The following is a 25,963-nucleotide window of genomic DNA, read 5'->3' on the forward strand; positions in this document are numbered from 1 at the left end:
TCGCAATGACCTACGTCGAGCTTCAGGTCACCAGCCATTTCAGCTTCCTGCGCGGGGCGGTGAGCCCGGAGGAATTGTTCTCGGCCGCCGCTCTGCTCGGCTATCCGGCGCTCGGCGTCACAGACCGCAATAGCGTCGGCGGCCTCGTCCGGGCGCTCAGGGGCTCCAGGGAAACGGGAGTCCGCCTCGTCGCCGGCTGCCGCCTCGATCTGATGGACGGCTCGTCGCTCCTTGTCTGGCCGGAGGATCGCGGGGGCTGGTCGCGGCTCACCCGCCTGCTGACGCTCGGCAAGGCGCGGGCCAATCCCAAGAAGGGTGAAAAGGGACAATGCTTCCTCCATTGGGAGGATGTCGCCGCTTATTCGGACGGTCTGGTCGCGGCTTTGATCCCGAACGAAGCCGATGCCGTCACTGAGATCGCGCTTGCCCAGATGGCGGATGCATTCGGTCGCAAGGCTCATCTTTGCCTAACCTTTCGCCGCCGTCCCGGCGATGCGCTTCGTCTCCATGCGCTGGACCGGATGGCCCGTCGCCATAGCGTCAGGAGCCTCGCCACCGGCGACGTCCTCTACGATTCCCCCGACAAGAGGATGCTGCAGGATGTCGTCACCGCGATCCGCAACAAATGCACGATCGACGATCTCGGCTTCCGCCGCGAACTTTATGCCGACCGCCACCTCAAGAGCGTGGCCGAGATGGAGCGTCGCTTCCGCGCCTATCCCGACGCGATCCACGCCACCGCCGATATAGCGACAAGCTGCACCTTCTCGCTGACCGAGCTCAGCTACCAATATCCCGACGAGATCGTGATGTCGGGGCGAACGCCGCAGGAATCGCTCGAATTGCTCACTCGAGCGGCGATCGACGGCAAGATTCCCGCGGACACGCCGCCGGAAGCCTATCGGGAGTTGCTGGAGCATGAGCTCCGGCTGGTCGCCCGCTGGCGTTACGCGCCTTATTTCCTCACCGTCAATTCGATCGTCCAATATGCCCGCAGCCAGGGCATTCTTTGCCAGGGCCGGGGTTCGGCCGCCAATTCGATGATCTGCTACATTCTCGGCATCACCTCGATTGATCCGGTGAAGCACGGCCTGCTGTTCGAGCGCTTCCTGTCAGAAAACCGCGCCGAGCCGCCCGACATCGATGTCGATTTCGAGCATGAGCGGCGCGAGGAAGTGATCCAGTGGATCTACGAGACCTACGGCCATCGCCACGCCGCGCTGACCGCCGTGGTCAGCCGCTACCGCACCCGCGGCGCATTGCGCGAAGTCGGCAAGGCGCTCGGCCTTTCGGAAGACATGACCGGGGCCCTCGCCGGCCAGGTCTGGGGCTGGTCGAGCGAAGGAGTGAGCGACCGCCATGTCGACGAACTGAATCTCGACAGAACCGATCCCCGCCTTGTCCTCACGCTCGACCTTGCCCGCCAGCTGATCGGGACGCCCCGCCATCTGAGCCAGCATCCGGGCGGCTTCGTCCTCACCCGCGACCGGTTGGACGATCTGGTGCCCATCGAGCCCGCCGCGATGGAGAATCGTCGCGTCATCGAATGGGAGAAGGACGATATCGAGGAATTGAAGTTCATGAAGGTCGACGTGCTGGGCCTGGGCATGCTCGGCTGCATGCGCCGCGCCTTCGACCTGCTCGCCGAGCATAAGGGCAAGCGTATCGACCTCGCCTCGCCCGAAATGCAGGAGGATGACGAGGCGACATACGAAATGATCCGCAAAGCCGACACGATCGGCACCTTCCAGATCGAGAGCCGGGCGCAGATGAGCATGCTGCCGCGGCTGCGTCCGCGCAAATTCTACGACATCGTCATCCAGGTCGCGATCGTCCGGCCCGGCCCGATCCAGGGCAATATGGTGCATCCCTATCTTCGGCGAAGGGAAGGGAAGGAAGCGGAGGAATATCCTTCCGAAGAATTGCGGGAAGTGCTCGAAAAGACAAAAGGCATCCCGCTCTTCCAGGAGCAGGCGATGAAAGTGGCGATCGTGGGCGCGGGTTTCACGCCCGCGGATGCGGATGCCCTCCGCCGTTCGATGGCCACCTTCAAGGCCACCGGCGGCGTCAGCCGGTTCCGCGACAAGATGATCGGCGGCATGATCGGCAAAGGCTACACCCAGGATTTCGCCGAACGCACCTTCAGGCAGATCGAGGGCTTCGGCAGCTACGGCTTTCCCGAGAGCCATGCCGCCAGCTTCGCCAGGATCGCTTATGCCTCGTCCTGGATGAAGTGCCACCATCCGGACATCTTCTGCGCCGCGCTTCTCAATGCCCAGCCGATGGGCTTCTACGCCCCCGCCCAGATCGTCCGCGACGCGCGCGAGCATGGCGTGGAGATACGCCCTCCCTGCATCAATGAGAGCCTGTGGGATTGCACATTGGAGGGCGACGTCCCTCGCCCTTCGCGGGGGGGATTATTGCCCCTCCGCCTCGGCCTGCGCATGACGTCCGGTCTCGCCACCGGCGACGTCGAAAGGATTCTTGCCGCCCGCGCCGCCGGGCCGTTCGCTTCGATCGAGGATGTCTGGCGCCGCTCCGGCGTCGCCCGTGCCGCGCTCGAACGGCTCGCCAACGGCGATGCCTTCCACGCTTTCGGTCTCAGCCGTCGTCAGGCTCTGTGGCAGGTGCGGGGGCTTCGCGACGGGCAATTGCCCTTGTTCGCCGCGGCCGACCTGCGCGAGGCCGCGCGCGAGCCGGCGGCGGCGCTTAACCCGATGACCGAAGGCCGCGAGGTGGTCGAGGATTATCGCCATCTCCAACTCAGCCTGCGCGCTCATCCGCTCGCCTTCCTGCGGCCGGAACTCGACCGCCTGAAGATCACCCGCTGCGCCGACCTCGCGCGGATCAAGGACGGCCGCAAGGTCGAGGTCGCGGGGCTCGTCCTCGTCCGCCAGCGGCCCGGGGAAGGCAATGTCATGTTCGTCACCTTGGAGGACGAGACCGGCATCGCCAATGCGATCGTCTGGATGCGGGTGTTCGAAGCCAATAGGCGCGTGTTGATGACCGCTCCGATGATCGGCATCAAGGGAAAGGTCCAGCGCGAAGGCGAGGTGATTCACGTCATCACCGACCAGGTCGAAGACTACACCCCCCTCCTCCGCACCGTCGGCGATCTGCCTTTCCCGCATCGCACCGGTCATGGCGATGGCGCGAGGCACGCCGGCAGCCCCGACCGCGGCGAACCGGGGTGGAAGGAGCGGTCTGACCGTCTGTCACCGAGCGCTCGCCACGCGGACTCCGTCCTTCGCCAGAAGAGCCGCGACTTCCACTGAGCAACGCTCTCGGGCTCATGACTGGCGCTTGCCGCCCGCGCCAATTAGATGGGCAAACCCCAATCAGGAATTTCCATGCGCCCTTATCTTCCGGCTTTCGCCACAATCCTCCTCGTCGCGACCCCTGCATCCGCCCTCAAGCCACCGCGCGAGGAATCGCCCGCCAACCGGGAAATCCTCGCCGCGGTCGGCGCCGGCAACAGCGACGCGGCGCTGGAGCAGGCGATCGCGGCGGCCGCCGCTTACCCGCTCGGAAGCCTGCAAAATCCGGTCCGGGTCGCGGGACCGGAAGGGGAGCGAAGCTACCTCGCTCGCCTGCGCTGCGCCGACGGCGCCAGCCCCGATATCGGCGCCAAGCGGCCCGCGGGCGTCAGCGGCTACGGTTCGGTGGCGAATCTCTATCCGCTCGACTGTCGCGCCGCCGGCCCGGGCAAGCTCGATCTGGTGATGGACCAATATCATGCCGAGCATGTCGAGACGCGCGCGCCGGCCGGATTCACGTTCGAGACGCGCTGACCGGTGCCAGGCGCCCGGGTCTGGCTGAGGCGGCTCGGCACCCTATTGCTGTTCGCCGTGGTGGCGCTCTGCTTCGCGCCGACCCTGGCGCCGCCGTTCCTCGACCGCATCTATTATCGCGGCCCCGCCAGCGGCCATTTCGACGGCGAGCGTTTCTTCAACCCCGATGCCGGAGGAAAGGAAGCGGCCGCCCATGCGGGCGGACGAATGGGCTTCCTCAGTCGCTTCTTCACCGGAGACCGCGCGCCATGGCCGGAGCAGGTGCCGGTGCGCCAGGGCCGACCGCCCACCAGGGTCCACGGCGAGACAATGCGGGCCACCTGGATCGGCCATTCAACCATGCTCGTGCAGACCCAGGGGCTCAACATCCTCACCGATCCGATCTGGTCGGATCGCGCTTCGCCTTTGTCGTTCCTGGGCCCTCGGCGCGTGCGCAGGCCGGGCGTGGCCTTCGCTGACCTGCCCCCGATCGACCTCGTCCTCGTCAGCCACAATCACTACGATCATATGGACCTGCCGAGCCTGAAGCGGCTTTGGGAGCGCGACCGGCCGCTGATCGTCACCAGCCTCGGCAACGACACGATCCTGGGCGATGCCGGCATCGCCTCGATCGCGCTCGACTGGGATGGCTCGGTGAAGGCTGGAAAAGCGATCGTCGCGGTCGAACGTAACCGCCACTGGAGTTCGCGCCGGGGCACCGATCGAAACCGGGCTTTATGGTCCGCCTTCACCGTGCGCCTGCCCGGCGGCAATCTCTTCTTCGCCGGCGACACCGGTTATGGTGATGGGGCCTGGATAAGGAAAGCCGCCGCGAGAGGGCCTGTCCGCCTCGCCATCATCCCGATCGGCGCCTATGAGCCGCGCGATTTCATGGCCGCCAATCATATCGACCCGAGCGAGGCGGTGCGTATCTTCGAAGCGCTGGACCCGGCCATGGCGATCGGCGTCCACTGGGGCACGTTCCAGCTTACCTTCGAACCGATCGACGAGCCGGTGCGTCGCCTGGCGGCGCTCAGGCGGGCGGGCGCCATAGCGCCCGGACGCTTCGCCGCCGTCGAGGCGGGCCGGAGCGTCGAGGTGCCGCCGCTCGCGCGGCCTCGCTGACCGCGCCGCTTAGGCCGGCCCGACCCGGAAGACACAGAATTTGTTGCCGTCGAGGTCGCGGAAATAGGCGCCGTAAAAGGCGCTGTCGCCTTCCGGCCCGCGCAAGCCCGGCGCGCCCTCGTCGCTGCCGCCCAGCTCCAGCGCCTTGGCGTGGAAGGCATCGACCTTGGTCCGCTCATCCACCGCGATGGCGACCATATTGCCGTTGCCGACGGTCGCGGGCTGCTGGTCGTAGGGCCTGGTCACCGCCATGGCCGGACGATCCAGCCTGGTGCCGTACATGGTGAAGCCGTTCTGCGGAAACTCCATGATCCGCTTGGCGCCGATCGAGCCGAACAGCGTGTCGTAAAAGCCACGCGCGCGATCGATGTCGTTGGTGCCGACGGTCGCATATCCGATCATTCTTCCCCCCTTTTCAATTTGCAAGCGGCGCGAGCGGCCGGTTCGAGCGGCCGCTCGCCGAAGCGTCACACGCCCACGCAGTCGCCGACGCGCTTGCCGGTGGTGCGGGCCTTGATGGTCATGGTCATGCCGCCGGGCAGTCCGCTCGTCTCCATGTCCATCATCATGTCGTAGCTTTCCGGGCCGTAAGTGCCGTCCATCTTCATCTCGATGGACCCCGGCATCTGGCCGCCGGTGCAGGTCATGGTGCCGGTCATACGGCCATTGTCCATCGCCCAATCCTGGTACGTGCAGTTGCTATTCTCCTGCACGGCCAGGAAGTTGGCGTTGGGCTTGGCCGCCTGCTCGGGCGTGATGCAGTTGCGCACCGTGGTCTTCTGGCCGATCATCTGGCCGAGCGCGTCGTCGGGGACCCCCGGGGCGCTGGCCGAGACGATCTCGTTGGTAGCCTCCCACTCGCCCGGCTCGATCTTCATGGTCGAGAGCTCGCCCGCCACTTCCTCGGCGGTCATGTCCTGATTCTGGGGCTTCTGCACCATCCAGTCGCAGCCGGCGAGGAGCAGCAAGGCGGCGGTGCAGAGCAAGCGATTTTTCATCGGAGCGTCTCCTTGGGAAAGGGTTTACTGGCCGGCCGCGGCGGAGGCGCCGGGCTTGAGCAGGTCGAGGACGGCGACCGTCATCGCCTCGGTGCCGAGGCGAACCGAAGGCTCGGCCGCGACCTTGAAGAAAGGCGAATGGTGGGACGGCACAGGCGGGCCGCCGGCATCTTCGGCATCGATATCGGCCTGGGGCGTGCCGCCGACCGCGAAATAGGCGCCGGGAACTTTATGTTCGGGCTGGACGAAATAAGCGAAATCCTCGGCGCCCATGCCCTCGCGCGGCTCGAAATGGAGCACGTCCTCGCCGAAATGAGCCTGGAAGACTTGGCGCATGCGGGCGGTGAGCTCAGGGTCGTTCATGGTCGCCGGCGTGGATTCGAACGAGACCTTCACTTCCGGCAATTTGTCCTCGGGAAGGCCGTTCATCCGGCCGACATTGGTCGCGATCCGCTTGATGCCTTCGAGCAATTTCTGCCGCGTCTCCTCGTCATCGGAGCGGACGGTGAGCTGCATCTCGGCGCGGTCGGAAATGATGTTGTGCTTCAGGCCCGAATGGAACGAGCCGACGGTGACGACGCCGGGCTTCAGCGGCGCGATCTCGCGGCTGACCAGGGTCTGGAGCGCCATGACGATCTCGGCGCCCATGACGATCGGGTCCTTGCCCATATGCGGGCTGGCGCCGTGCGCGCCGACGCCGTGGACGACGATGTCGACGCTGTCGGACGAGGAATAATTGAGCCCCGGCTCCATGATGAGCTTGCCCGTCGGCGTCCCCGCCGAGACGTGGAAGGCGAGCGCGTAATCGGGCTTGGGAAAGCGGGTGTAGAGTCCGTCCTCGAGCATCTTGCGCGCGCCGCCGATCCGTTCCTCGGCCGGCTGGACGATGAACAGGATCGTGCCCCGCCAGCGGTCCTTCATTGCGGCGAGCCGTCGGGCGGTGCCGACCAAAGAGGTGATGTGCACGTCATGCCCACAGGCGTGCATCACCGGCATCTCCTTGCCGTCTATGTCGACCTGCCGCGCGGTGGACGAATAAGGAAGGCCGCTATCCTCCTTGACGGGCAAGCCGTCCATATCGGCGCGGACCAGCACGGTCGGCCCCTCGCCATTCTTCATGATGCCAACGACTCCGGTGCCTCCGACACCTTCGGTGACCGTCGCGCCGGCCGCGCGCAGCTCCTTGGCCATGATCCTGGCGGTGCGGGTCTCGACGTAGCTGAGCTCCGGATTCTTGTGGAAATCGAGGAACAAGGCTTCGAGATGCTTGTCGTAATCGGCCTTCACCGCCGGCGCGAAATCGGGCGCGGCCAGCGCCGGAGCGGCGAGCAGGGCAGTGGCAAGGAACAGCGGCTTCAGGCGCATCGATCAATCCCCCTCAGTTTGGAGGATTGGTAGCGCCTGGCCGCGCCGCTGGCTATCCCGTAGCGATGGTGCCGATGGGTGTGAGAATGTTCTTTATTTGTTCTCACGCCCGTGCTACAAGTGCGGCGTGCGATCTGCGATCCCAGTTTTTGGTGAATCCAATGTGCGGCGAGACCGATTGGGCGTCTCCGCCTTCGAGATATATTTGCGAACCGGAAGACGCGTCAAAGATATCGAGGTAAAGTTCAATCCTTGGCATGGCCCGGACAACGGTCGGTCCACCTTTGCCGGGACCGGGAGATATTTTCCGGGAGGTGGACAGTTCGGTGGCGGCGGCGCCTCTGGCCGTTGGAACGATTATCAACGACTTAATCCCAGGAATCCGCGCAATCACTCCATCTACGTCGTGAAGCGGGGTGACACTCTCAGCCGGATCGCCGCGCTGCGCAAAGGGTTGCGCGTGTCGGATCTTGGGTGATTCAACAACATTCGGGACGTCGACAGTCTGCGCGTAGGCCAGCGCCTGATGGTTCCCAACCAGGCGTATCTCGACGCCGGACGCCGGACGCGGACGGACCTCCTTAATCTCGCATTCTATGTGGAAACGCACGGAGGGCGCATGCCGCCCGACGTCGCCCAAGTGCCGAGCATCGAGGAGCAGCTCAATTCGAACTGGCGGAACGTTCGGAAGAACGGCTACGCGTTTCATATCGACGTGATCAACAGGACGAGGCGGGCCAATGGAGAGGTCACACTCAATCCCGAGCCGCAGCGGTCAAAACGGTCACAGTCCGAAGCGGGCGGCGCGGATCGGCGTTCCACTGACGATGGCGGTCACTTTATTGCTGCCCGTTTCTACGGCCCGCGCGACACCTTCAACCATTTCGCCCAGGACGCCAGCTTCAATCGCGGCGCCTATCGCGCTCTCGAGGACAGATGGGCGAAGGAGCTTAAGGCAGGGCGTCGAGTCTTTGTCGACATCATTGCCCATTATGAGGGGACATCGAGCCGCCCGGCCAGCCTTACCGTTGCTTGGATTATCGACGGCAAGCGAGAGCGGAAGAAATTTCCAAACGAAAGCAAAGGCAAGTGAAATGAAGGACAGGCTCGACAAGATCGGTCCGATAATAAGCGCGATCGGCGGCGAGGGGGCAGAGATCGTCGGCGGCGATCCCGACGGGCTTTACATCTATGCCGAGCCGGACGGCGGCGCTGTATATGCGGCGGTCTTCAAGGACGAAGGGGAGGCCGTCCGCTACTTCGACCCCACCGACAACCTTTTCGATCTCATTCGTGATGCTTGGGAAGCCGAAAATTCGGATGAGGCAAAGCGTTGGGCCGTCATGGAATATGAGGTTCAAGGCACCAAATTCGACGTCCAATTCAGGTATCCGGAAGAACTCGATCCGAACGACTATTCATCGGATCGCCGCGAGGCTGCGCTCAAGAAGCGTTATGGCGACAAGCCGGTGATTTACCCCCCCATGCCGGAGCATTTTCAGGAACTGAAGAGCGAGTAAAGGCGCGCGCGCACCGGGCTGCGAGCTTCGCTGCTTCTTTGTTCCTCCCTCGGCCATTGCCGACCGGACCACAATCGCCATATTCAGCTTATGCCCATCGCCATTCGCACCGGCCTCGAAGAGCCGGACACCGGGAAAGCGTTCGTCCCGCACCGTCCCCAGCGCCCCGAAAAGGCGGAGGGTGGGAAGGCGTTTCGGATCGTGTCGGACTATTCGCCGGCGGGCGACCAGCCGACCGCGATCGCCGAGATCGTCGAGCAGATGCGCGCCGGCGAGAAGGACCAGGTGCTGCTCGGCGTCACCGGATCGGGCAAGACCTTCACCATGGCCAAGGTGATCGAGGAATTGCAGCGCCCGGCGCTCGTGCTCGCGCCCAACAAGATCCTAGCCGCCCAGCTCTATGGCGAGTTCAAGAGCTTCTTCCCCGACAACGCCGTCGAATATTTCGTCAGCTATTACGATTATTACCAGCCCGAGGCCTACGTCCCACGCTCCGACACCTACATCGAGAAGGAAAGCTCGGTGAACGAGGCGATCGACCGGATGCGGCACAGCGCCACCCGGTCCTTGCTCGAGCGCGACGACGTCATCATCGTCGCCTCGGTGTCGTGCATCTACGGCATCGGCTCGGTCGAGACCTATTCGGCGATGGTCTTCAGCCTCAAGAAGGGCGAGAGCGTCGATCAGCGCGAGATCATCCGCAAGCTGGTCGCGCTCCAGTATAAGCGCAACGACCAGGGCTTCGCGCGCGGCAATTTCCGGGTGCGCGGCGACAATCTGGAGATATTCCCATCCCATTATGAGGACACCGCTTGGCGGATCAATTTCTTCGGCGACGAAGTGGAGGAGATCGTCGAGTTCGATCCGCTGACCGGTAAGAAGGTGGCGTCGCTCGAACATGTGAAAGTCTATGCCAACTCCCATTATGTGACGCCCGGGCCGACCTTGAAGCAGGCGATGGAGGGAATCCGGCACGAACTCGCCGAGCGGCTGAAGGAGCTGGTCGCCGAGGGCAAATTGCTCGAAGCGCAAAGGCTCGAGCAGCGCACCAATTTCGACCTGGAGATGATCGCCGCCACCGGTTCTTGCGCCGGCATCGAGAATTACAGCCGCTTCCTCACCGGCCGCCTGCCGGGCGAGCCGCCGCCGACTTTGTTCGAATATATTCCCGAAAACGCGCTTCTGTTCATCGATGAGAGTCATCAGACCGTGCCGCAGATCGGCGCGATGGCGCGGGGCGACCATCGCCGCAAGATCACGCTCGCCGAATATGGCTTCCGGCTGCCGAGCTGCATCGACAATCGGCCGCTGAGATTCAACGAATGGGACGCGATGCGCCCGCAATCGGTGGCGGTGTCGGCGACGCCGGGCGGCTGGGAGATGGAGCAGACCGGCGGCGTCTTCTCAGAGCAGGTGATCCGCCCGACCGGGCTCATCGATCCGCCGGTCACCATCAAGCCGGTGGAAGACCAGGTCGACGACCTCATCTTCGAAGCCAAGGCGACGGCGCAAAAGGGCTATCGCACCCTCGTTACCACGCTCACCAAGCGGATGGCCGAGGATCTCACGGAATTCCTCCACGAGGCCGGCCTCCGCGTCCGCTACATGCACAGCGATGTGGAGACGCTGGAGCGGATCGAGCTGATTCGCGACCTCCGGCTCGGCGTCTACGACGTGCTCGTTGGCATCAACCTGCTGCGCGAAGGGCTCGACATCCCCGAATGTGGTCTCGTCGCCATCCTTGACGCCGACAAGGAAGGCTTCCTCCGCTCCGAAACCTCGCTCATCCAGACCATCGGCCGCGCCGCCCGCAACGTCGAAGGCCGGGTAATCCTCTACGCCGACCGGGTCACCGGATCGATGGAACGCGCGCTTCGCGAGACCGACCGGCGGCGGGAAAAGCAGCGGGAATATAACGAAGCGCACGGCATCACGCCGACCACGATCAAGCGCAACATCGCCGACGTGCTGGCGGATGTCTCGCAACGCGACAGCGTCATCGTCGACACCGGCGACGACGACCGGCCGCATTTGGTCGGCCACAACCTCAGAGCCTATATCAACGACCTCGAGCAGCGGATGCGCAAGGCCGCCGGCGACTTGGAATTCGAGGAAGCCGGCCGGCTCCGCGACGAAATCCGCCGCCTCGAAGCGGACGAGCTTGGCCTCCCCGACCATGAAAAGAAGGCGCCGCTCATGGGCCGCTCCAACGAAGGCAAGCCGGGAACCCGCAAAACCCGATATGGCAAGCAGAAGCAGATGCGCATGGGCAAGCGGGCTGGGGGGAGCCGTTAGGGCCTTTCCCCTATAGCGGCCGGGCCCGTCGGGGGGCGACCCGCGCCTTCTCGACCACGGCCCCCACCGCGGCGATGCGCTCGACATCGGCGTAAGGCGGCTTCTCCAGCTCCTCGCCGAAGATGTCGGGATCGATCTCCCGATAGCGAAGGCCGCAGCCAAGGTCCGGCAGCGCCCGCTCCAGCGCCTCGCATAATGCATCGCGACCATCGACGATGGCGACGCCGGTGTAGAGCAGCATCCGTCCGCCCGGCTCCAACCGTCGCGCGGCGGCGAGGGTCCAGTCGAGCGAGAGGCGGGCGCCGTGCATGTCCCCGCCGTCGCGATAGGAACGGCCCTCCCCGTCCATGACGTAGGGCGGATTGGCTATGACAAGGTCGACGAGGCCGGACACGTCGTCCACGCTTTTGCCTTCGATGGCTTCGACCGCGACCCCGGCGTGCCGCGCGTTCACCACCGCCAGCCGCAGCGCCGCAGCGTTGAGATCGACCAAGGTCAGCCGGGCGCCCGGGAGCAGCGGCGCAGCCATGATCGCGCCGACGCCCGAGCCCGCGCCGATATCGACGAGCCGCCGGACGCGCCCCGCGCGCGGCAACTCGGACCTTATGAAGTCCACGAAGCGAAAGCTGTCCGGACCAAAGAATATGGCATCCTTCTGCTCGGTGGGATAAGCCGAATGGAGGAAAAGCCTGCCGCCGAGCCTGGACGCGCGAACGCCGCTCCTCAGCAACTTCCCCGCTCGTCGCAACAGCCCGGCCTGCTCCAGGGCCTCTGTCGGGGTCGACGGAAGTAGCTCAGGCGCGAAGGGCAAGCTCCAGCCGAAAATGTCGCGCAGGCTCCGCGCCTCCGCCTTGTCCGCCCGCGCCGTCACCCGCGCATGTGTGGCGGGCGTCGGCGTGACGAAATCATAGCCTTGGCGGTCGAGCCAGGCGAGAAGGCGGAGAAGGGCCGGCTCGCTCTCGTCCGATAGCTGCACGGGCGGTTCTCCTCTGCCGTCTCATCCTCTGCTTAACGCGGTCGCGGGCGGATGGCACCAACGCGCCGCCGATCCGTTCTCTGTCCCGTCAACCACAAGGAGGGGCTCATGATCACCCGCACCGCATCCGCACGCTATGAAGGTCTCGGCAAGGACGGCCAAGGCCATGTCTCCACCCAATCCGGGGTCCTCGCCGAGCAGCCTTATGGCTTCAACACCCGCTTCGAGGACGAGCCCGGCACCAATCCCGAAGAATTGATCGCCGCCGCTCACGCCGCCTGCTTCACCATGGCGCTGTCGTTCGCGCTGGCCAAGGAGGGCTTCTCCGACGGCACGCTGGAGACCACGGCCCGGGTGAAGCTCGAAAAGGACGGTGACGGCTTCAAGGTCAGCCGGTCGGACCTCAACCTCGAGGCCACGCTCCCCGGTATCGCCGCCGAACGCTTCGCCACAATCGCCGAAGGCGCCAAGGCCAACTGCCCGATCTCGAAGCTCCTCAACGCCGAGATCACGCTGGAGCACCGGCTCAACAGCTGACATCTCTGGCTTCCCGGACCGCCGGCGCTCGCGCTCGAACACCGCAGGCCAGCGCGGCCGCGCTAGCTCCCGGAAGCCCCGCTGCCTTTGGCGCCGCCGCTCTTCGCCGATCCGGCCTTCGCGGCGCTCCCCTTTTTGGCCGTCGCGCTCCTGGCGGTCGTCTTGCTCGCACCGCCGCTCGACTTGGCCTTAGGTTTGTTCGCCGACGCGGTTTTCGAGGCGCTACTTTTCGCGGTTGAGGATTTGGTGCCGGCCGTTTTCCGAGCGCCGCCGCTCTTGGCCTTCGGCGCCTTGGCCTTGGCAGCGTCCGCTCCGCTCTTCGTGGAGGCGGATTTCGCGCCCCCGCCGCCGCCCGCCGTGTCGCCGCCTCCGGTCGAGGCCATGAAGCGCCGCACCGCTTCGGTCGCGGCGGTGACGATGGCCGCGCCGATCTTGCTGGCGCCGTCGGCCGCGGCCTCGGCGCTGTCCGCGGCGTCGCGTCCCGCTTCCTTGACGGTTTCGCGCACCTTGCGGCTGGAGGTCAGCGCCGCCGCCGCCGTCACCAGCCCGGCCGCGAGCATGCTGCGGGCCACCGGATTCTGGGCCAGCTCGGCCGCTTTCTGCCCCGCCTCGCGGAGCGCTTCGTTGAACTTGGCGGAACCGGCTTCCTTCCGGCCATTCTTTGTCGGACCATTCTTTTTCGAGCCGCCCTTGTCGCCCGATTTACCCGTCGATGACTTCGCCTTTGCCATTGCCGTCTCCAGCCTCTTTTATAACTGATGCGTAACAGACGAGCGGGGCGGCGAACAGTTCCAAAAGAAGGGGCCGCCCTTGTCGGACGGCCCCGAACTTTCGGCAGATTTCAATCTTTAGCGCTCGCTTTTGAACTCGATGTCGCCTTGGCCCCGGTCCTGGTGCGACTTTTGGTCCTGCTCGAATTCCACGTCGCCATCGCCCTGCTGGCGCTCGTCACCGCGCCGGCCCTGCTGCTGGTCCCATTCGCTTTTGTCGCTGTAGCGGCCGCCTTGCGTCGGATCCGATCCACCGCCGCCGGTGCTGCCCATCTGGCGCTCGGGTTGAGCACCGCGCTGCTGCTGGTCCCAGCCGCCGCTGACGCTTGCTGCGTCGCGGCCGCCGCCTTGCTGTTCGTCAAAGGCAGCGCCGCGATCCTGGCCCGGGCGTGACTGGTCCTGCTGTTGCTGGCCCTGATGATTCTGCTGGTTCTGCATATCGCCATACCCGCCGGAGCCGCTGCTGCCGCCGCCCTGGTCCATGTCGCTTTCAGACGCGCCACTGCCAATCTGCTGGCCGCCGCTGCCCTGCGCGGCCTGTTCCTGACCTCGATGGAAGTCGCCGCTTTGCTGGCTCGCGTCGCCGCCCTGCTGCGATTGCTGGAGATCGCTTCCGCGCATGCCCTGCCGTTCGCCCTGGCCGCCCGGCCGTTCGTTCCGATTCGTCATTTCATCCTCCTCAGCAAGAGAATGAAACAACGTCAGGCGTCGCGGCCCGTTCCGGCAGCGGGACGGTGCATGACACTGCAAAATAGCGGAAAACGGCGCCCTTGGCCGTCACGCCCGCGCCGGAAGGTTCTAAGAATGCGCCGCGCGGCGCGAAGTCCGCGGGCCGCGTCCGAGATCATCGTAGCGATAGGGTTCGCCATCGGGGGCGACCGCCTCCGGCGCCGGCTGAACCGGCGCCCGATCGTCGTCGCCGACGCCCTTGTCGCGCTCCTGCCCCTCGGGAATCTCGCGATGCCTCGCCTCGTCGCTGGCGGGAAGAGGATGGCCGCCGCCGCCGCCGGTCACGCCGCGTCTCCCTGATGCTTTTCCTCCGGCTCGCGGGCGGCCTTGTCGATCGGGCGGGGACCACCGGACGGCTCGGCTCCGGCGCCGGCCATCGGGTCGCTGTCATAATCCTCATCCGGATTTCCGCCCCCGCCCGCGCCCGATCCGCTGCCATGAACGGCGCCCGATCGGGGATCGAAGGAAGCACGCCGGCCTCTTTCGCTGGCGGAAGCGGCGGGAATGGCCGTTTCGCGATGGGGTTTGTCGCTCATGGAGGCTATCGGCCGGTGTCTGCTGGCGCCGTCGGAACGACCGCGCGCGACGGATCGGTGGGAGACGGTCGACAATCCTGGAACAGCAGCTTTTCCTGCCGCTGTCGCTGGAGCTGCTCGTCATAGAGTCCGCGGGCGCGGCCCTGGTGGTTCTCGGCTCTACTATCCATGGTTCCAGAACGAACGCCACGACGCGGCGTTCCCGATCACGCGCCGCACCCCTCGGCGAGGAGCCGCCGCAGTTCGGGCGGAGGCGGGGCGTGAGGTCCGGTCTGCTGCGATCCGTAGAGCGCCCGCACGTCGCCGGCCGCGTTCAGCAACGCTTCGAAATTGTCCGGGACCGGCCCTTCACCGGTAACGCCAGGCCGCGCGTCCTGCTCATAAGGATTGGCGACGAGAGTGACCGGTTCCTCTCCCAGGCCGAACGCGAACCGGTCCTCGCTCATCACCGGCTCGAAACCGGGTACGTTGACGGCCAGCCGCGTCGGCCCTGCAAGGCAGACGATGCTGAGCACCAGGCTGCCATCGGCCGACATCAGGCGGAGCGCCGCCCCTTCCCCACTCGCGACGCTTACCCAAGCTGGGGCGGGGAGCGCGGCTGTCGGCGGGGGAACGGTCGGCCTTTCCGGGCGGGGCGCGGGAAGGTTAGATGTCTGAGGAATGTCTTCTGGCGCCGCCCCGACCGGCGCGGACGCGGGCTGCTCAGAACAACCCCAGAGCAATGCTGCGCCGGCGAATAGAAGGATGTGCCGCAATGATCGTCTCCTGCTCCGATGGAGAACGGCAGGCGGCGACGGGCGTTCCGCTAGCGACCGGAGCGGGTCCAGAACGGGCGTATAAACCGGGCGAGCGTGGGGCCGCGCACGAACAGCCAGTCGACGATGTCGGGTCCCGGCCTGGCGCCCATGGTCGATTTGTATCCGCTGTCGCCCGCGCCCCAGTCGATCCGTTCGACACCCCGCTCCATCGCGGCCGCGAAGCTGCGATAGACCAGCACCCGGCCGGGGCTGTGCTGGGCGAAGGCTTCGTCATAGCTGTTGGCGATGGCGAAGGCCGTCGCACCGGTCTCGATGCCGAATTCGAAGGCCACGGGGGCTCCGCCGATGCTGAGGATATTGACGTTGAGCATCGACGCCAGCGCCGGATCGGCCAACGCCGCCTCCCAGATGCGGCGGTGCGACGACAGGAATTTGGCGTCTCCGCCCCGCTTGGCGACCCAGCTCTTCGCTTCGATCGCTGCGAGCTGGTCGAATATGGCGGGCGTCCAGTCCCCGCCGCTGACGAACCGCCATTGCAGCTCTCCGCTCCGGCCCAGCCGGCGTTCGTACCATCGGTTCTTCTGCAAGGTCGATGTGCGCGGCCATGCTCCGTCGGCGCGGAGCGCGGCGATGTCGAGCCCGTAGCTCGTCGCGATGCGCCGCTCGAGCAGCGACCAGCCGCTCGCGCGGGCGATGTGGGCGAGGCGAAGGCCGGTGGGGTCGTCGGCGTTGATCGGCCCCAGGCGCCAGGCGCGGCCGAGCGCGCGCCGCGCGATCGGGTGGGAAAGCAGCGCGGCGATCTCCGCATCCTCGGCGTCGGCGGCGATTGGAAAGCTGCGGAAGGGCCAGTAGCAGCCGGGCACGGATCTCAAGCCGAGCGCGGCCGGGCCGACGCATCGGGTCGGCAGCGCGGCCAGGGTCCGGCCGTCGGGCCGGCGGGCGACAAGGGTGGTGACGCCGCTTCCCCCCGCGGCGGCGAACCAGGCGCGGCGCAGGAAGTGGTGGCGCGGATCGGCGGCCTCGGCGGCGGCATCGATGTCCGCGGCAAGACCGGGCGTCAGCGTGACGTCGATGGCGACGCGAGCTGCCGTCAGGGACGTCTCCCGCATGCCTTTCCCGCCTCCCGCTTGTTCGTCATCGCCGTCTAGCGTCGAAAAGCTACCATCCGGTAAGTCGCGGTTGACGGACGCGGCCATGCCCCGCCAAGGATGAGCGACATGACCGGGGCCAGCATCTCGACCGTCGCGCAAATCATCCAGCTTTCGGTGGCGCCTGTCTTCCTGCTCGCCGGCATAGGTGGAATCCTGAACGTGGTCGCCAACAGGCTCGCCCGGGTCGTCGATCGGGTGCGAAGCCTCGAAAGGGATGTGGGTCAGTCCGACCTGTCGCTTCGCGGCGGCGACCTGCGCAGGCTCTCCGTCCTCGATCGCCGGATGCGGTTCTGCCACTGGTCGATCGCCTTGTGCGTCGTCGCGGCCCTGCTCATCTGTCTGGTTGTGGTCGTCCTCTTCATCGCCGATCTGGTGTCGATCAACTTCGCGATCCCAGTGTCGCTGCTCTTCATCGCCGCGATGATCAGCCTGACCATCGGCCTGCTGCTGTTCCTGGCCGAAGTGACGATCGCCACGCGTTCCGTGCGGGTGAACGAGGAGTTCATCAGTCGCGGAAGGGCGGCCCGTGACCGCTGAGGCCGAGCGCCGCCTGCTCCAGACCGCGGTCGCCTTTGCCGCCCTGGTGCCGCTGTCGATGGGGCTGCTCAGCGTCGTTCAGGGGCCGGCGGTCCTGCACGGCGTCGCGGCGCCGGCGCCGGACGATCTCGACAGCCACTTCCGCTATCTTTCGGGGCTGCTGCTCGGCATCGGCATCGTCTTCGCCGCCTGCATTCCCGCCATCGAACGGAAGGGTCCGCTTTTCCGGGCGCTCGGCGCGATCGTCATTATCGGGGGCCTGTCGCGGTTGGTGTCGCTGGCGGACGTCGGCGCTCCCGGGTCCGGTCATCTCTTCGGCCTGGCGATGGAGCTCGGAATCGTGCCCCTCATCCTCTTGTGGCAGGCGCGGGTGGCGCGGCGGTTCGATCGGCCCCAAAACAGTTGAAGGGCCGCCGCGCCCAGCGCGACGACCCTCCGAACATGGTCAGCGGCCGGAAGCTCCAGCCCGGGAAGACCTTGGAAAGGCTTAGCCTTTCATCCCCCGAACGAACAGAACCGACCCCTCTGCTGAACCATGAGACATCGGATCACCTCCTTTCGCTGTTGAACACAAGGCGACTATGAGTCGCGCCGACTCGCCAATCAAGACTTGTATTCAACTATTTTGACGATAAGATTCCATGCTTCGCGCCGGGCTCCGGCGATCCTCCCCGCATCAGCTCCTGCAATCCTCGATCACCCGCGCCGGTTCCGGCCAGGCGGGAATGACAAGCATCGGCGCGCCGACCAGTTCGACGGTGAAGCGGCCGCGGCTGAAAACCATTGAATCGAGGAAGCGGTCGCTCGCCGGAACCGGCGTCGAGACGTGGGGCAGAGGCGCCGTCTCGGCCGTGACCGGGAAGGCGCGCGCGCCGAAGGACGTGCGGATCGTCATTGCCCGGGCATCGCTTCGGCCGGGGCGCGACAGCAGGATCTGCCGGCGGGCGCGGTCGCAGCGGACGGTGAAATGGGCCTCGCCGCTGGCCGGTCCGAACAGAGCCCGCGAGCCGCCGCTGTCGCCGCGATAGACCCAGTCGCCGGGCGTGAGCGGGACATCGCGCCAGTCGGCGGCGGGCGGCGGCGGCGCGGGCGGCGGGGGCGCCGGCGCGGGCGCTGGCGGCGGCGGCGGTGGGGTTTCCGCCCTCGGGACGCAGGCGGCGACCGCGGCCAGTCCGCCGATCAGCAAATACAGACGCACTGACTTCATTCGATCCGCTCCGCTCTTATTCCCTCGCTCAACCGCGCTGGGCGGCATTTCGATCCATCCCCCGGCGGCCGGCCGATGCTTCAGGGCGTTTCGGGCTCCGCGGCGTTCCCGGCATCGGCCGCGCTGCTATTGCTCTCAGCGGCGCCCGCGGGCTCTTCCCCGCCGGCGCAGGTCGCGATGAACGCGTCGATCATCGGGCTGGGCGGAAGCACCAGCGGCGGACCGTCGCCGACGATCAATTGGATCGGTCCGTCATGTCCGCGCAGACCCGCCAGCAGGGGATCGTTCGCCGGCACGGCCGCGCGCAGCATCGGCAGCGGTCCCTGCACCGGGTTCACCGCGAGCCGGCGCGAGGCCGTGCCCAGTGTAACGGTCATCATCTCGGCCGCGCCGGTCGGGACGGTCCCGTGCCGGTGCAGCAGGATGCCCTCGCGGTCGTCGCAGCGGATGCTGAACAACGGCTCGGTATTGGCGGGGCCGAACTGCAATACCGGCCGCTCGTCCTGCAAAGAGCGCACCCAATCGCCGATCGCCGGCGTCGCCTCCTCCCCCACGACCGCCGTCACCGGATCGATGAGGTTGTATTCGCCCTCGTCCTCGGCCGGCTGGATGTCCGGCGGCTCGCTGTCGGCGCAGGCGGCGAGGCCCAGCAAGGCGGCGGTGAGGAGCAGGCGGTGCATGAATACCCTCCTTGGGAATCTGGCCGGGGCATCCCGGCGATGTGGACCGCCCCGCCTCTGATCTTCGGGCCGGCGGCGCTCCGACCCGCCTTCGCCGCTGGAAAAGGCCGCGTCAATGGTGGCACGTGGGACAGCCGGCAGAGACCGTTCGCCGGCCGAACGAAAAAGGGCGCCGCGTTGCCGGGGCGCCCTTTCTCGTGAATGTGCGTTTTTACGCGGACTGCAGGTTGCAGGCGCTGGTCTTGCCGCGATTGTCGGTTTCGAGCTCGTAGCTGACGCGCTGGTCCTTATCGAGCGTGCGCATGCCGGCCTTTTCGACCGCGCTGATGTGCACGAAGGCATCGCCCCCGCCGCCTTCCGGCTCGATGAAGCCATAGCCCTTGTCGATATTGAAGAATTTCACGGTGCCGATCGGCATAGTCTTTTCCTTTAGTTCAGTATCGGCGAGGCCGGAGCGGCCGCGCCTTGCGTGAGAAAAGTGTAGAGAGGGAAAAGGAGCCTTTAGGCATCAAAGTCCGTCGCTTGCGACTTTTGCATGTTTACCCTGCACTATTTCACGACGCATGGCAAATTCGGCGGCTCCGCGCGCGATCCGGACGCGGCTTCTTCGTCCTGTCGTAGGGGAGGCCGAAGCCTCCCCTCTCCGCCTCAGCTCGCGGCTTCCATCGAATGCTTGAGAGCGCTCATCTGGTCGTGGCCCTGCTTCACCGAGGTGAAGCATTGCTGCACCACGGCCTTGACCTGCGGCGACAGTTCGTCGTCGGCGAGGGCGGATTCGAACTTAGACTTGATATGATCCTCGCCGCGCTCGACCTCGTTGATGACAGCCTGGTCATCCTTGCCGGTGACGGCCGATTTCAGGTTGACGAAGCCGCGATGGGCGGCGGCGGCGGTGGTGCCGTCATCCTCGGGATTCCCGCCCAGCCTGCCGACCTCGGCCTGCAAGGTGGTCAGCACCTGGCGGCGCTCGGCGGCGCGATCGTTGAACATCGAGGCGAAGCGGCTGCTGTCCGCATCCTTGGCGGATTCGGAATAGCCGTCGATGCTGTCGATGACGGTGGCGATCAGGGAATTGAGGGTGCGGATATCGTGGCTGGTATCGGCCATGTCGATGGTTCCTCCTTTGCGTTGGGGTGAACCGGGATAACGCGCCGGATGCCCGCGCGGGTCCATGCGATCACCCCCATGCAACGGGAACAGCAAGCGGGTCGGCGCATTTTCAGCTTACGAACGGGAACATCGCCGGCGGGCCAATGGGAGACATGACATGCGCGACAATAGCGGCAAGGGCGACGCCACCAACAACCTCCACGATCCGACGTTGAAGGAAAAGGAGCGCGACAGGGGTGTCAGCGGAGAGGCGATCCAGGGTGAGAAGAAGGTGAAGGCCAAGCCCAGCCGGAAATCGACCACCGGCATATCATGAAAAAGGCGGCGGAGCCTGGCTCCGCCGCCTTCGGCGATAAATTCCGCGCGGCCTCAGCGGCTGGCGGCAAGCGAAACGCTGCCCGTGCCGCGCATCGCCAGCGCCTGGCTGATCTGCGACTGAGCCGAGCCAAGCACATCCTCGCGGCAGCCATGGACCCGGGTCATTTCGACGAGACCGGGAGCCTGCTCGACGCCGCAGAGACGATTGGCGACGGCCTTGAGGCGGTTGTCCAGAGTGCGGGCACCGGCCGCGCTGGCGAGGTTGAGGTCGCCATAGGGCACGGAGACGACATAGGTGTCGGCATCGGCTTCGGGTTGGGCCAAAGCGGGCATGGCCGGCAGCAAAGCGGCGGCGACGGCGAGGGTGATGAGCTTCTTCATGGGTAGGTCCTTCCTGTGTCTTTTGCGATGGTACGACAGGAAGCCACTCCGGCTGGGGGGCATCGGCCGGAACGATTCCCTGTCGTTGCAGCCCCTCTAGGAAAGCCGCTGCCGCCACGCTTTCGCGCTTCGACCGTCGCCGGATATTCTTCTGCGAAACCGCCCCGGCCTCGACGAACGACCCGCGTCGTTCGACAAGCCGCGTCATTCCGCTAACACACCAGCCGCGTGGGGTCAGGGCCCGGGCAGGCTGACATGGGTCGGCGCGCCGCGCCGCTCGCGCACCTCGAGCCCGAGTATGCGGGCGAGATCCTCGTCCCAGCCATAAGGGTCGGCGCGGAAGGCGATCGAGCCGCCCTCATCGACGAAGGCGGTGTGATAGAGGAGTCGCACCGGTATCTGCCGCGGCAATGGGACGAAGCTCTCCTCGCCGCTCGCCATCGCCTGGTCGAACTCGGCGCCCACGCCGTTCTGCCCCGCCAGCATCCGCGCGAAGGCGACCGCGTCATCGACCCGGACACAGCCATGGCTGGCGTGGCGCTCATTCTGATCGAACAGGGATTTCGCCGGCGTGTCGTGCAGGTAGATGGCGTGCGGATTCTCCATGTCGAACTTGACGAGGCCGAGCGAGGATTCAGGCCCGGGCCGCTGGACGATCCAGCCGTCCTTCCACACCATGTTGTTCGCCCGCATATAGGCCGCGCCCTTGGGGATGATCTCCTCCTCGGCGATCGATTTGGGCACCGTCCAGTTGGGATTGGCGACGAGGCGGACGATGGGAGAGCCGAGCTGCGGCGTTTCCCAGCCCGGCTGGCCGACCACGACCCGCGCCCGGTGCGCATGCGCGCCGTCATGCCAGTAATCGAGCATCGCGGCGGCGGTATTGACGTCGATACGCGTCGCCGACGGCTTGCGCTCCAGCCAGCGATGGCGCTCGAGGTTGATGGCGAGGCTCCGCGCCCGGTCGTCGGCGCCGGTGTTGAGCGCCGCCAGCGTATCCGCGCCGACGACCCCATCGACCTTCAGCCCACTCTCCTGCTGCAACCGGGACACCGCTTCCGCCAGCGCGGGCGTGAAGAGATCGGGGCTGGCGCCGGCGGGCTGGCCGGTCAGATAGCCGTTGGCCCGGAGCGAGGCGGCGATGGCGGGGATGCGAGGGTCGCTGTCGCCCGGATGGATCGTCTCCCCTGCCGGAATCGGTTGCGCGCCCTCCTGCGCGGCCTGCCGGGAATAGCGAAGAAATGCCTCGGAGAGCGCTTTATATTCCGCATCCTGCGGAGCGAGGCCGGCGAGCCAGGGCCCGAGCTGTCCCGCCTCCAGCGCCGAAGCCAGTCCGGCGACCACATCCACCTTCGGCCGGGGCACCGAATAGATTTCGCGGATCTCGCCCGGATCGGCGAGACCGTCGGCGAGCGCGTCGGCATAAGTAAGGGCGGCGAAGGTCAAAGCCGCCTCGCGTTCGACCGGAGTCGCGGCGGCGGCCGCATCCTTGCGGAACGCCGCATCGCTGAGACCATGGCGCGGCGCATCCTGCAGCGCGGCAATCAGCGCCGCCGCCTGCTCCTCGGTCCATGCGGGGCTCCAGGCCCTCGCCTCGTAGAAGCGCTTGACCCGCTCGTCGGAGACGGCGGCCCGCAGCGCCTCCGCCGACACCTCGTCCGGCGCCACGGCCAGCTCGGAAGCCTGGGCCTCGGCCGATCCGGCCCCGTCGCCGCAGCCCGTGGCGGCGGCCAGCGCCGCCAGCGATACGCAGAACAATTTGAAACGCATGAATACTCCTGAACCGATAAGCGACCATGTTTGTAAGGGAACGTCCCCGGCCGCCGATCCGATCCGCCGGCGCCGCCGTTAATCGCCTCCGGACGCGCCGTGCCACTTCGGGACAGGCCGAAAACAGCCAAGGATTCCAGCCACAAATGGCGATATGTCGCGCTTGTCCGGCCTGATCGGACGCTAGCGGATCGCGACGCGACCATGCGGAAACACCAGGGACAAACGACGCCGCAGCCGGCCGGTAAAAGGCACAAGCGGGAGCTGCTCGCTCTGGCCTTGCTGGTACCGGCGGCGTCCTGCGTTCCCGAGGGCCGAGCGATCCAGTCGCCTGGTTCGATGGCGGTCCTCACGGTGGATCTGCCGCCGCCGATCGCCGCCCCGACCGACGCCCGGGCGTTGCCCGCGGCCAATGCGGAAGCGGCGACCGCCGCCAACGCCGCCCTTCCCTTCTCGGGCGCGCTCAATCCGGCCGCCGCCCCCACGATCTTCCACACGCGCAGCGCGGTCGATCGGATGCGCGCGCTCGATTGCCTGGCCGAGGCCATATATTATGAGGCGCGATCGGAGAGCGAAGGCGGCCAGCGCGCGGTCGCGCAGGTCGTGCTCAACCGGGTCCGCCATCCGGCTTATCCGGGGAGCGTGTGCGGCGTCGTCTATCAGGGACCGATGAAGGCCGGCGGCGGCTGCCAATTCTCCTTCACCTGCGACGGCGCGCTTGCCCGCCGGCCGGTCGAGCCCGGCTGGAGCCGCGCCCGCGGCATCGCCGCCGAAGCACTGGGCGGCGCGGTCTATCGCCCCGTCGGCCTTTCGACCCATTATCATGCCTCCAGCGTGCTGCCGCACTGGGCACCTTCGCTCGCCAAGACCGCAATGATCGGCTCGCACATTTTCTATCGCTGGTCCGGCGGGGCCGGCGCTCCCGCCGCCTTCGCTCAATCCTATGCCGGCCGCGAGCCGGGACGCGTCTTCCAGGCGGCCGCCGCGCCGGCGCCGGCGCCCAGCCAGGCCTCTGCGCCGGCGCGGCTCGCTTATGCGGCGCTGGACCCGCTGCCGTCCGCCCGGCCGGTCGACAATCTCCCCGAATCGACCATCCGGCCCGAATATCGCAACACCGGCGCCCCGATCGGCGAGACGCGCTGACGCCGCCCCGACGCCAATTTCAACGCTGATTCAAACGTACCCGCCAACGCCCCTCGCCTAGAGCCCCGCCGACATTCACATGCGGGGAGGCAATCATGCTCGGCACCTATCATTATATCGCGCTCGGCCTGTTCGGGGCGTTCTGCGCCATCGACCTGGCCGCCCGCGCGAGGGCGTTTCCTTATATCCGATTCTGGCGGTTGAAAGGGATCGATTTCGCGGTCGCCACCTTCGCGCCCTTGCTGTGGGACGGATTGCTCGGCGAGAACCGGCTGTTCGATGCGAGCGGGCTGCCACTGGCGGCGCAGGTCGCCGGCGGGGTGCTGGCGATCGAGCTTGGCGTCTATGCCTGGCACCGGACGATGCACGCGACGCCGTTCCTGTGGCGCTGGTTCCACCAGATGCACCACAGCGCCGAGCGGGTCGATATCTGGGGCGCCTTTTACTTCAGCCCGCTCGACATGGTCGGCTGGTCCCTGCTCGGCAGCCTCTGCCTGGTCGGCGGCTTCGGCATCGGCGCCGAGGCGGCGATCGCGGTCGGCGTGTTCATCACCTTCCTGTCGATGTTCCAGCATTCCAACATCCGGACGCCGCACTGGCTCGGCTATCTGGTGGTCCGGCCGGAAAGCCACACGCTCCATCATCAGCGCGGAGTCCACCGCTACAATTATTGCGACCTGCCGTTATGGGACATGGTCTTCGGCACCTTTCGCAACCCGCGCGCGTGGATGGGACAAGCGGGCTTTTACGACGGCGCGTCGGGCCGGATGGGCGACATGCTGCTGGGCAGGGACATCGCCTGACGCGGCTTGGCGTCGCCGCCTTTCCCGACTCATGCTATGGCGTCCGCATGACCCGCTGGCGCGCGCTCCAGGCCGATATCACCACGCTCGCCGTCGACGCGATCGTCAACGCCGCCAATTCGTCCTTGCTCGGCGGCGGCGGCGTGGACGGGGCGATCCACCGCGCGGCCGGGCCGGGCCTGCTCGAGGAATGCCGTGCGCTCGGTGGTTGCCCGACAGGCGAGGCGCGGCTCACGCGCGGGTATGCCCTCCCCGCGCGATTCGTCATTCACACCGTCGGGCCGGTCTGGCGGGGAGGATCCAAAAGCGAGGCCGAAAAGCTCGCCGCCTGCTATAGAAGCAGCCTCGGCGTAGCGGAGGCGCATGGGCTGCGCAGCATCGCCTTTCCCGCCATCTCGACCGGAGTCTATGGCTATCCGGTGGACGAAGCGGCCGCTGTCGCCTCTCGCGCGGTTGCCGGCGTGATCCGCGACAATCCCGAAGTCTTCGCGGAAATCCTGTTCGTCTGCTTCAACCCCGCCGACCGCGCCACCTACGCCGCCGCGATCGAGGCGTGCGCTTCCGCCTCGGCGGGCCGGAGGTGAGCCGGAGCGGACGACCCGCTACAGGCCCCACCACGGCATCGTGCCGTAATAGCCCGAGACTTCCTCGTCATAGTCGCGGTCGCGGGGTCGGTCGGCCTCGTCGAGCCGCATGGTCGGCGCATTCTCAAGCTGTTCGCGGGTGAGGTCGATGACATAGGCGTCCATATCGACATCGTAGGTGAGCTTCTCCCACGGCACCGGATGGACATGCTCCTTCATGCCGAGGAAGCCGCCGAACGACAGCACCGCGTAAGCGACCTTGCCGCTCCTCTTCTCGATCATCACCGCATGGATGGACCCGAGCCTTTCGTCCTTGCGGTTGTAGACCGGCGTTCCCTCGACCCGCCGCGACGAGATCAGCTCGTGCGCATAGTCGACGACCATATTCTGGTCGGTCATGGTCTGTCTCCTTTCCGAGACTCCAGAGGACCGACCATAGCATTTTTCGGGCGCGAACGCACGTCGCGCCGTTCGCTGGCCTATCGGCAGCGCGCCTCGCCGCGATCGACGGCGGTGCCGATCGCCGCGCCGGCGCCGGCGCCGAGGATCGTGCCGAGCACTTCCGACCCGCCGGGCGCGATGATGTTGCCGAGCACGCCGCCGGCGAGGCCGCCGACGATCAGGCCGGTGGTGCCGTCGTCGCGGCGGCAATAATAACGGCCGTCGCGGCCGCGATAGATGCGGTCGTTGCGCGACAGGCGGCGCTCTTGATAGCGGCGGTCATCGCGATAATATTGGTCGGCATAATAGCCGCCGTAGCGCGGATCGGGCCGGTTATAATCATAACCGCCATAATCGTCGTAATAGCCGTCGCGGCCGTAGGTGGAGCAGCCGGCGACCATCGCCGCGCATGAAAGTGCCAGTATCGCGCTACGCATGACTTGTTCCTTCCGGAAAGAA

At 66.5% G+C, this 25,963-nt stretch carries 30 protein-coding genes and 1 pseudogene; 13 read left to right on the plus strand and 18 right to left on the minus strand.

What is annotated here, in order from left to right; genetic code table 11:
* Positions 1 to 5: 5 nt before the first annotated feature.
* The 3 genes from ACFQRC_RS07470 to ACFQRC_RS07480 all read left to right on the plus strand — a co-directional run bounded on the left by ACFQRC_RS07470 (position 6) and on the right by ACFQRC_RS07480 (position 4,895).
* Positions 6 to 3,275 (plus strand): error-prone DNA polymerase, encoded by a 3,270-nt coding sequence (locus ACFQRC_RS07470; RefSeq protein ID WP_379959561.1) that lies wholly within the window; start codon positions 6 to 8, stop codon positions 3,273 to 3,275.
* Positions 3,276 to 3,350: 75 nt separating this feature from the next.
* Positions 3,351 to 3,791 carry a hypothetical protein gene (locus ACFQRC_RS07475; RefSeq protein WP_379959563.1) on the plus strand — a complete coding sequence of 147 codons (441 nt, stop codon included), beginning with the start codon at positions 3,351 to 3,353 and terminating at the stop codon, positions 3,789 to 3,791.
* Positions 3,792 to 3,794: 3 nt separating this feature from the next.
* Entirely contained in the window at positions 3,795 to 4,895 is a 1,101-nt protein-coding gene (locus ACFQRC_RS07480; RefSeq protein ID WP_379959566.1) for an MBL fold metallo-hydrolase, read from the plus strand.
* 9 nt (positions 4,896 to 4,904) lie between these two features.
* Here ACFQRC_RS07480 and ACFQRC_RS07485 read toward each other — a convergent pair whose 3' ends face one another.
* From ACFQRC_RS07485 to ACFQRC_RS07495, 3 genes are all read right to left on the minus strand, one after another.
* On the minus strand, positions 4,905 to 5,297 hold the full coding sequence (locus ACFQRC_RS07485; RefSeq protein WP_379959569.1) for a VOC family protein: 393 nt from the start codon (positions 5,295 to 5,297) through the stop codon (positions 4,905 to 4,907).
* 65 nt (positions 5,298 to 5,362) lie between these two features.
* Entirely contained in the window at positions 5,363 to 5,893 is a 531-nt protein-coding gene (locus ACFQRC_RS07490) for a DUF3617 domain-containing protein (RefSeq protein WP_379959572.1), read from the minus strand.
* Between the two features lie 24 nt (positions 5,894 to 5,917).
* The gene (locus ACFQRC_RS07495) at positions 5,918 to 7,258 is read right to left on the minus strand and encodes an amidohydrolase (RefSeq protein WP_379959575.1); all 1,341 of its coding nucleotides are present in this window, start codon (positions 7,256 to 7,258) and stop codon (positions 5,918 to 5,920) included.
* A 619-nt stretch (positions 7,259 to 7,877) separates the two neighbouring features.
* Here ACFQRC_RS07495 and ACFQRC_RS07500 point away from each other — a divergent pair.
* From ACFQRC_RS07500 to uvrB, 3 genes are all read left to right on the plus strand, one after another.
* On the plus strand, positions 7,878 to 8,351 hold the full coding sequence (locus ACFQRC_RS07500; protein WP_379959577.1) for a DNA/RNA non-specific endonuclease: 474 nt from the start codon (positions 7,878 to 7,880) through the stop codon (positions 8,349 to 8,351).
* 1 nt (position 8,352) lies between these two features.
* Positions 8,353 to 8,778 carry a hypothetical protein gene (locus ACFQRC_RS07505; RefSeq protein ID WP_379959579.1) on the plus strand — a complete coding sequence of 142 codons (426 nt, stop codon included), beginning with the start codon at positions 8,353 to 8,355 and terminating at the stop codon, positions 8,776 to 8,778.
* A gap of 90 nt (positions 8,779 to 8,868) precedes the next feature.
* The gene (gene uvrB, locus ACFQRC_RS07510) at positions 8,869 to 11,073 is read left to right on the plus strand and encodes an excinuclease ABC subunit UvrB (protein ID WP_379959581.1); all 2,205 of its coding nucleotides are present in this window, start codon (positions 8,869 to 8,871) and stop codon (positions 11,071 to 11,073) included.
* Positions 11,074 to 11,083: 10 nt separating this feature from the next.
* Here the strand turns inward: uvrB and ACFQRC_RS07515 are convergent, their stop codons facing one another.
* On the minus strand, positions 11,084 to 12,049 hold the full coding sequence (locus tag ACFQRC_RS07515; RefSeq protein ID WP_379959584.1) for a methyltransferase: 966 nt from the start codon (positions 12,047 to 12,049) through the stop codon (positions 11,084 to 11,086).
* Between the two features lie 108 nt (positions 12,050 to 12,157).
* Here ACFQRC_RS07515 and ACFQRC_RS07520 point away from each other — a divergent pair, with 108 nt between their 5' ends.
* Complete coding sequence (locus ACFQRC_RS07520; RefSeq protein WP_379959587.1) at positions 12,158 to 12,586, plus strand: OsmC family protein; 429 nt, start codon at positions 12,158 to 12,160, stop codon at positions 12,584 to 12,586.
* A gap of 62 nt (positions 12,587 to 12,648) precedes the next feature.
* Here ACFQRC_RS07520 and ACFQRC_RS07525 read toward each other — a convergent pair whose 3' ends face one another.
* The 6 genes from ACFQRC_RS07525 to ACFQRC_RS07550 all read right to left on the minus strand — a co-directional run bounded on the left by ACFQRC_RS07525 (position 12,649) and on the right by ACFQRC_RS07550 (position 16,488).
* On the minus strand, positions 12,649 to 13,317 hold the full coding sequence (locus ACFQRC_RS07525) for a hypothetical protein (protein WP_379959590.1): 669 nt from the start codon (positions 13,315 to 13,317) through the stop codon (positions 12,649 to 12,651).
* 117 nt (positions 13,318 to 13,434) lie between these two features.
* Positions 13,435 to 14,025: a hypothetical protein gene (locus ACFQRC_RS07530; protein WP_379959592.1), complete on the minus strand. Its 591-nt coding sequence runs from the start codon at positions 14,023 to 14,025 to the stop codon at positions 13,435 to 13,437.
* 129 nt (positions 14,026 to 14,154) lie between these two features.
* The gene (locus tag ACFQRC_RS07535; RefSeq protein ID WP_379959595.1) at positions 14,155 to 14,370 is read right to left on the minus strand and encodes a hypothetical protein; all 216 of its coding nucleotides are present in this window, start codon (positions 14,368 to 14,370) and stop codon (positions 14,155 to 14,157) included.
* Complete coding sequence (locus ACFQRC_RS07540) at positions 14,367 to 14,621, minus strand: hypothetical protein (protein WP_379959597.1); 255 nt, start codon at positions 14,619 to 14,621, stop codon at positions 14,367 to 14,369. Before ACFQRC_RS07540 ends, ACFQRC_RS07535 begins: the two co-directional genes overlap by 4 nt.
* Before the next feature lie 206 nt (positions 14,622 to 14,827).
* The gene (locus ACFQRC_RS07545) at positions 14,828 to 15,157 is read right to left on the minus strand and encodes a hypothetical protein (RefSeq protein WP_379959599.1); all 330 of its coding nucleotides are present in this window, start codon (positions 15,155 to 15,157) and stop codon (positions 14,828 to 14,830) included.
* Positions 15,158 to 15,426: 269 nt separating this feature from the next.
* Positions 15,427 to 16,488 (minus strand): GNAT family N-acetyltransferase, encoded by a 1,062-nt coding sequence (locus tag ACFQRC_RS07550; protein WP_379959602.1) that lies wholly within the window; start codon positions 16,486 to 16,488, stop codon positions 15,427 to 15,429.
* Positions 16,489 to 16,596: 108 nt separating this feature from the next.
* Between ACFQRC_RS07550 and ACFQRC_RS07555 the strand changes: the two genes are divergently transcribed.
* Both ACFQRC_RS07555 and ACFQRC_RS07560 read left to right on the plus strand, forming a co-directional pair.
* Complete coding sequence (locus tag ACFQRC_RS07555; RefSeq protein ID WP_379959604.1) at positions 16,597 to 17,067, plus strand: DUF2721 domain-containing protein; 471 nt, start codon at positions 16,597 to 16,599, stop codon at positions 17,065 to 17,067.
* Entirely contained in the window at positions 17,057 to 17,473 is a 417-nt protein-coding gene (locus ACFQRC_RS07560; protein ID WP_379959606.1) for a DUF4345 domain-containing protein, read from the plus strand. The genes ACFQRC_RS07555 and ACFQRC_RS07560 overlap by 11 nt, the downstream gene beginning before the upstream one ends.
* Before the next feature lie 270 nt (positions 17,474 to 17,743).
* On the opposite strand, the gene ACFQRC_RS07565 is transcribed toward ACFQRC_RS07560, so the two are convergent.
* The 4 genes from ACFQRC_RS07565 to ACFQRC_RS07580 all read right to left on the minus strand — a co-directional run bounded on the left by ACFQRC_RS07565 (position 17,744) and on the right by ACFQRC_RS07580 (position 20,061).
* Positions 17,744 to 18,274 carry a hypothetical protein gene (locus ACFQRC_RS07565; protein WP_379959609.1) on the minus strand — a complete coding sequence of 177 codons (531 nt, stop codon included), beginning with the start codon at positions 18,272 to 18,274 and terminating at the stop codon, positions 17,744 to 17,746.
* 80 nt (positions 18,275 to 18,354) lie between these two features.
* Positions 18,355 to 18,954, minus strand: a complete 600-nt coding sequence (locus ACFQRC_RS07570) for a hypothetical protein (protein ID WP_379959611.1) — start codon at positions 18,952 to 18,954, stop codon at positions 18,355 to 18,357.
* A 211-nt stretch (positions 18,955 to 19,165) separates the two neighbouring features.
* The gene (locus ACFQRC_RS07575) at positions 19,166 to 19,372 is read right to left on the minus strand and encodes a cold-shock protein (RefSeq protein ID WP_379959613.1); all 207 of its coding nucleotides are present in this window, start codon (positions 19,370 to 19,372) and stop codon (positions 19,166 to 19,168) included.
* A 230-nt stretch (positions 19,373 to 19,602) separates the two neighbouring features.
* Complete coding sequence (locus ACFQRC_RS07580) at positions 19,603 to 20,061, minus strand: PA2169 family four-helix-bundle protein (protein WP_379959616.1); 459 nt, start codon at positions 20,059 to 20,061, stop codon at positions 19,603 to 19,605.
* Between the two features lie 160 nt (positions 20,062 to 20,221).
* On the opposite strand from ACFQRC_RS07580, the gene ACFQRC_RS07585 reads away from it, so the two are divergent.
* The gene (locus ACFQRC_RS07585) at positions 20,222 to 20,380 is read left to right on the plus strand and encodes a hypothetical protein (RefSeq protein ID WP_379959619.1); all 159 of its coding nucleotides are present in this window, start codon (positions 20,222 to 20,224) and stop codon (positions 20,378 to 20,380) included.
* A gap of 53 nt (positions 20,381 to 20,433) precedes the next feature.
* On the opposite strand, the gene ACFQRC_RS07590 is transcribed toward ACFQRC_RS07585, so the two are convergent.
* Together ACFQRC_RS07590 and ACFQRC_RS07595 are read right to left on the minus strand one after the other, a co-directional pair.
* Positions 20,434 to 20,763: a UrcA family protein gene (locus tag ACFQRC_RS07590; RefSeq protein ID WP_379959622.1), complete on the minus strand. Its 330-nt coding sequence runs from the start codon at positions 20,761 to 20,763 to the stop codon at positions 20,434 to 20,436.
* A 234-nt stretch (positions 20,764 to 20,997) separates the two neighbouring features.
* Positions 20,998 to 22,533: a murein L,D-transpeptidase gene (locus tag ACFQRC_RS07595; RefSeq protein WP_379959624.1), complete on the minus strand. Its 1,536-nt coding sequence runs from the start codon at positions 22,531 to 22,533 to the stop codon at positions 20,998 to 21,000.
* Positions 22,534 to 23,052: 519 nt separating this feature from the next.
* Between ACFQRC_RS07595 and ACFQRC_RS07600 the strand changes: the two are divergent.
* The 3 genes and pseudogenes from ACFQRC_RS07600 to ACFQRC_RS07610 form a co-directional block, all read left to right on the plus strand.
* A pseudogene (locus tag ACFQRC_RS07600) lies at positions 23,053 to 23,445 on the plus strand (cell wall hydrolase); the annotation flags it as partial.
* Positions 23,446 to 23,771: 326 nt separating this feature from the next.
* Positions 23,772 to 24,479 (plus strand): sterol desaturase family protein, encoded by a 708-nt coding sequence (locus ACFQRC_RS07605; protein WP_379959626.1) that lies wholly within the window; start codon positions 23,772 to 23,774, stop codon positions 24,477 to 24,479.
* A 47-nt stretch (positions 24,480 to 24,526) separates the two neighbouring features.
* Positions 24,527 to 25,063, plus strand: a complete 537-nt coding sequence (locus tag ACFQRC_RS07610) for an O-acetyl-ADP-ribose deacetylase (protein ID WP_379959629.1) — start codon at positions 24,527 to 24,529, stop codon at positions 25,061 to 25,063.
* A gap of 18 nt (positions 25,064 to 25,081) precedes the next feature.
* Here the strand turns inward: ACFQRC_RS07610 and ACFQRC_RS07615 are convergent, their stop codons facing one another.
* Positions 25,082 to 25,462: a PRC-barrel domain-containing protein gene (locus ACFQRC_RS07615; protein WP_379959631.1), complete on the minus strand. Its 381-nt coding sequence runs from the start codon at positions 25,460 to 25,462 to the stop codon at positions 25,082 to 25,084.
* Between the two features lie 80 nt (positions 25,463 to 25,542).
* On the minus strand, positions 25,543 to 25,941 hold the full coding sequence (locus ACFQRC_RS07620; protein ID WP_379959634.1) for a hypothetical protein: 399 nt from the start codon (positions 25,939 to 25,941) through the stop codon (positions 25,543 to 25,545).
* Between the last annotated feature and the right edge of the window lie 22 nt (positions 25,942 to 25,963).

It is taken from the genome of Enterovirga sp. GCM10030262, assembly GCF_042666435.1.
Lineage (GTDB): Bacteria > Pseudomonadota > Alphaproteobacteria > Sphingomonadales > Sphingomonadaceae > Allosphingosinicella.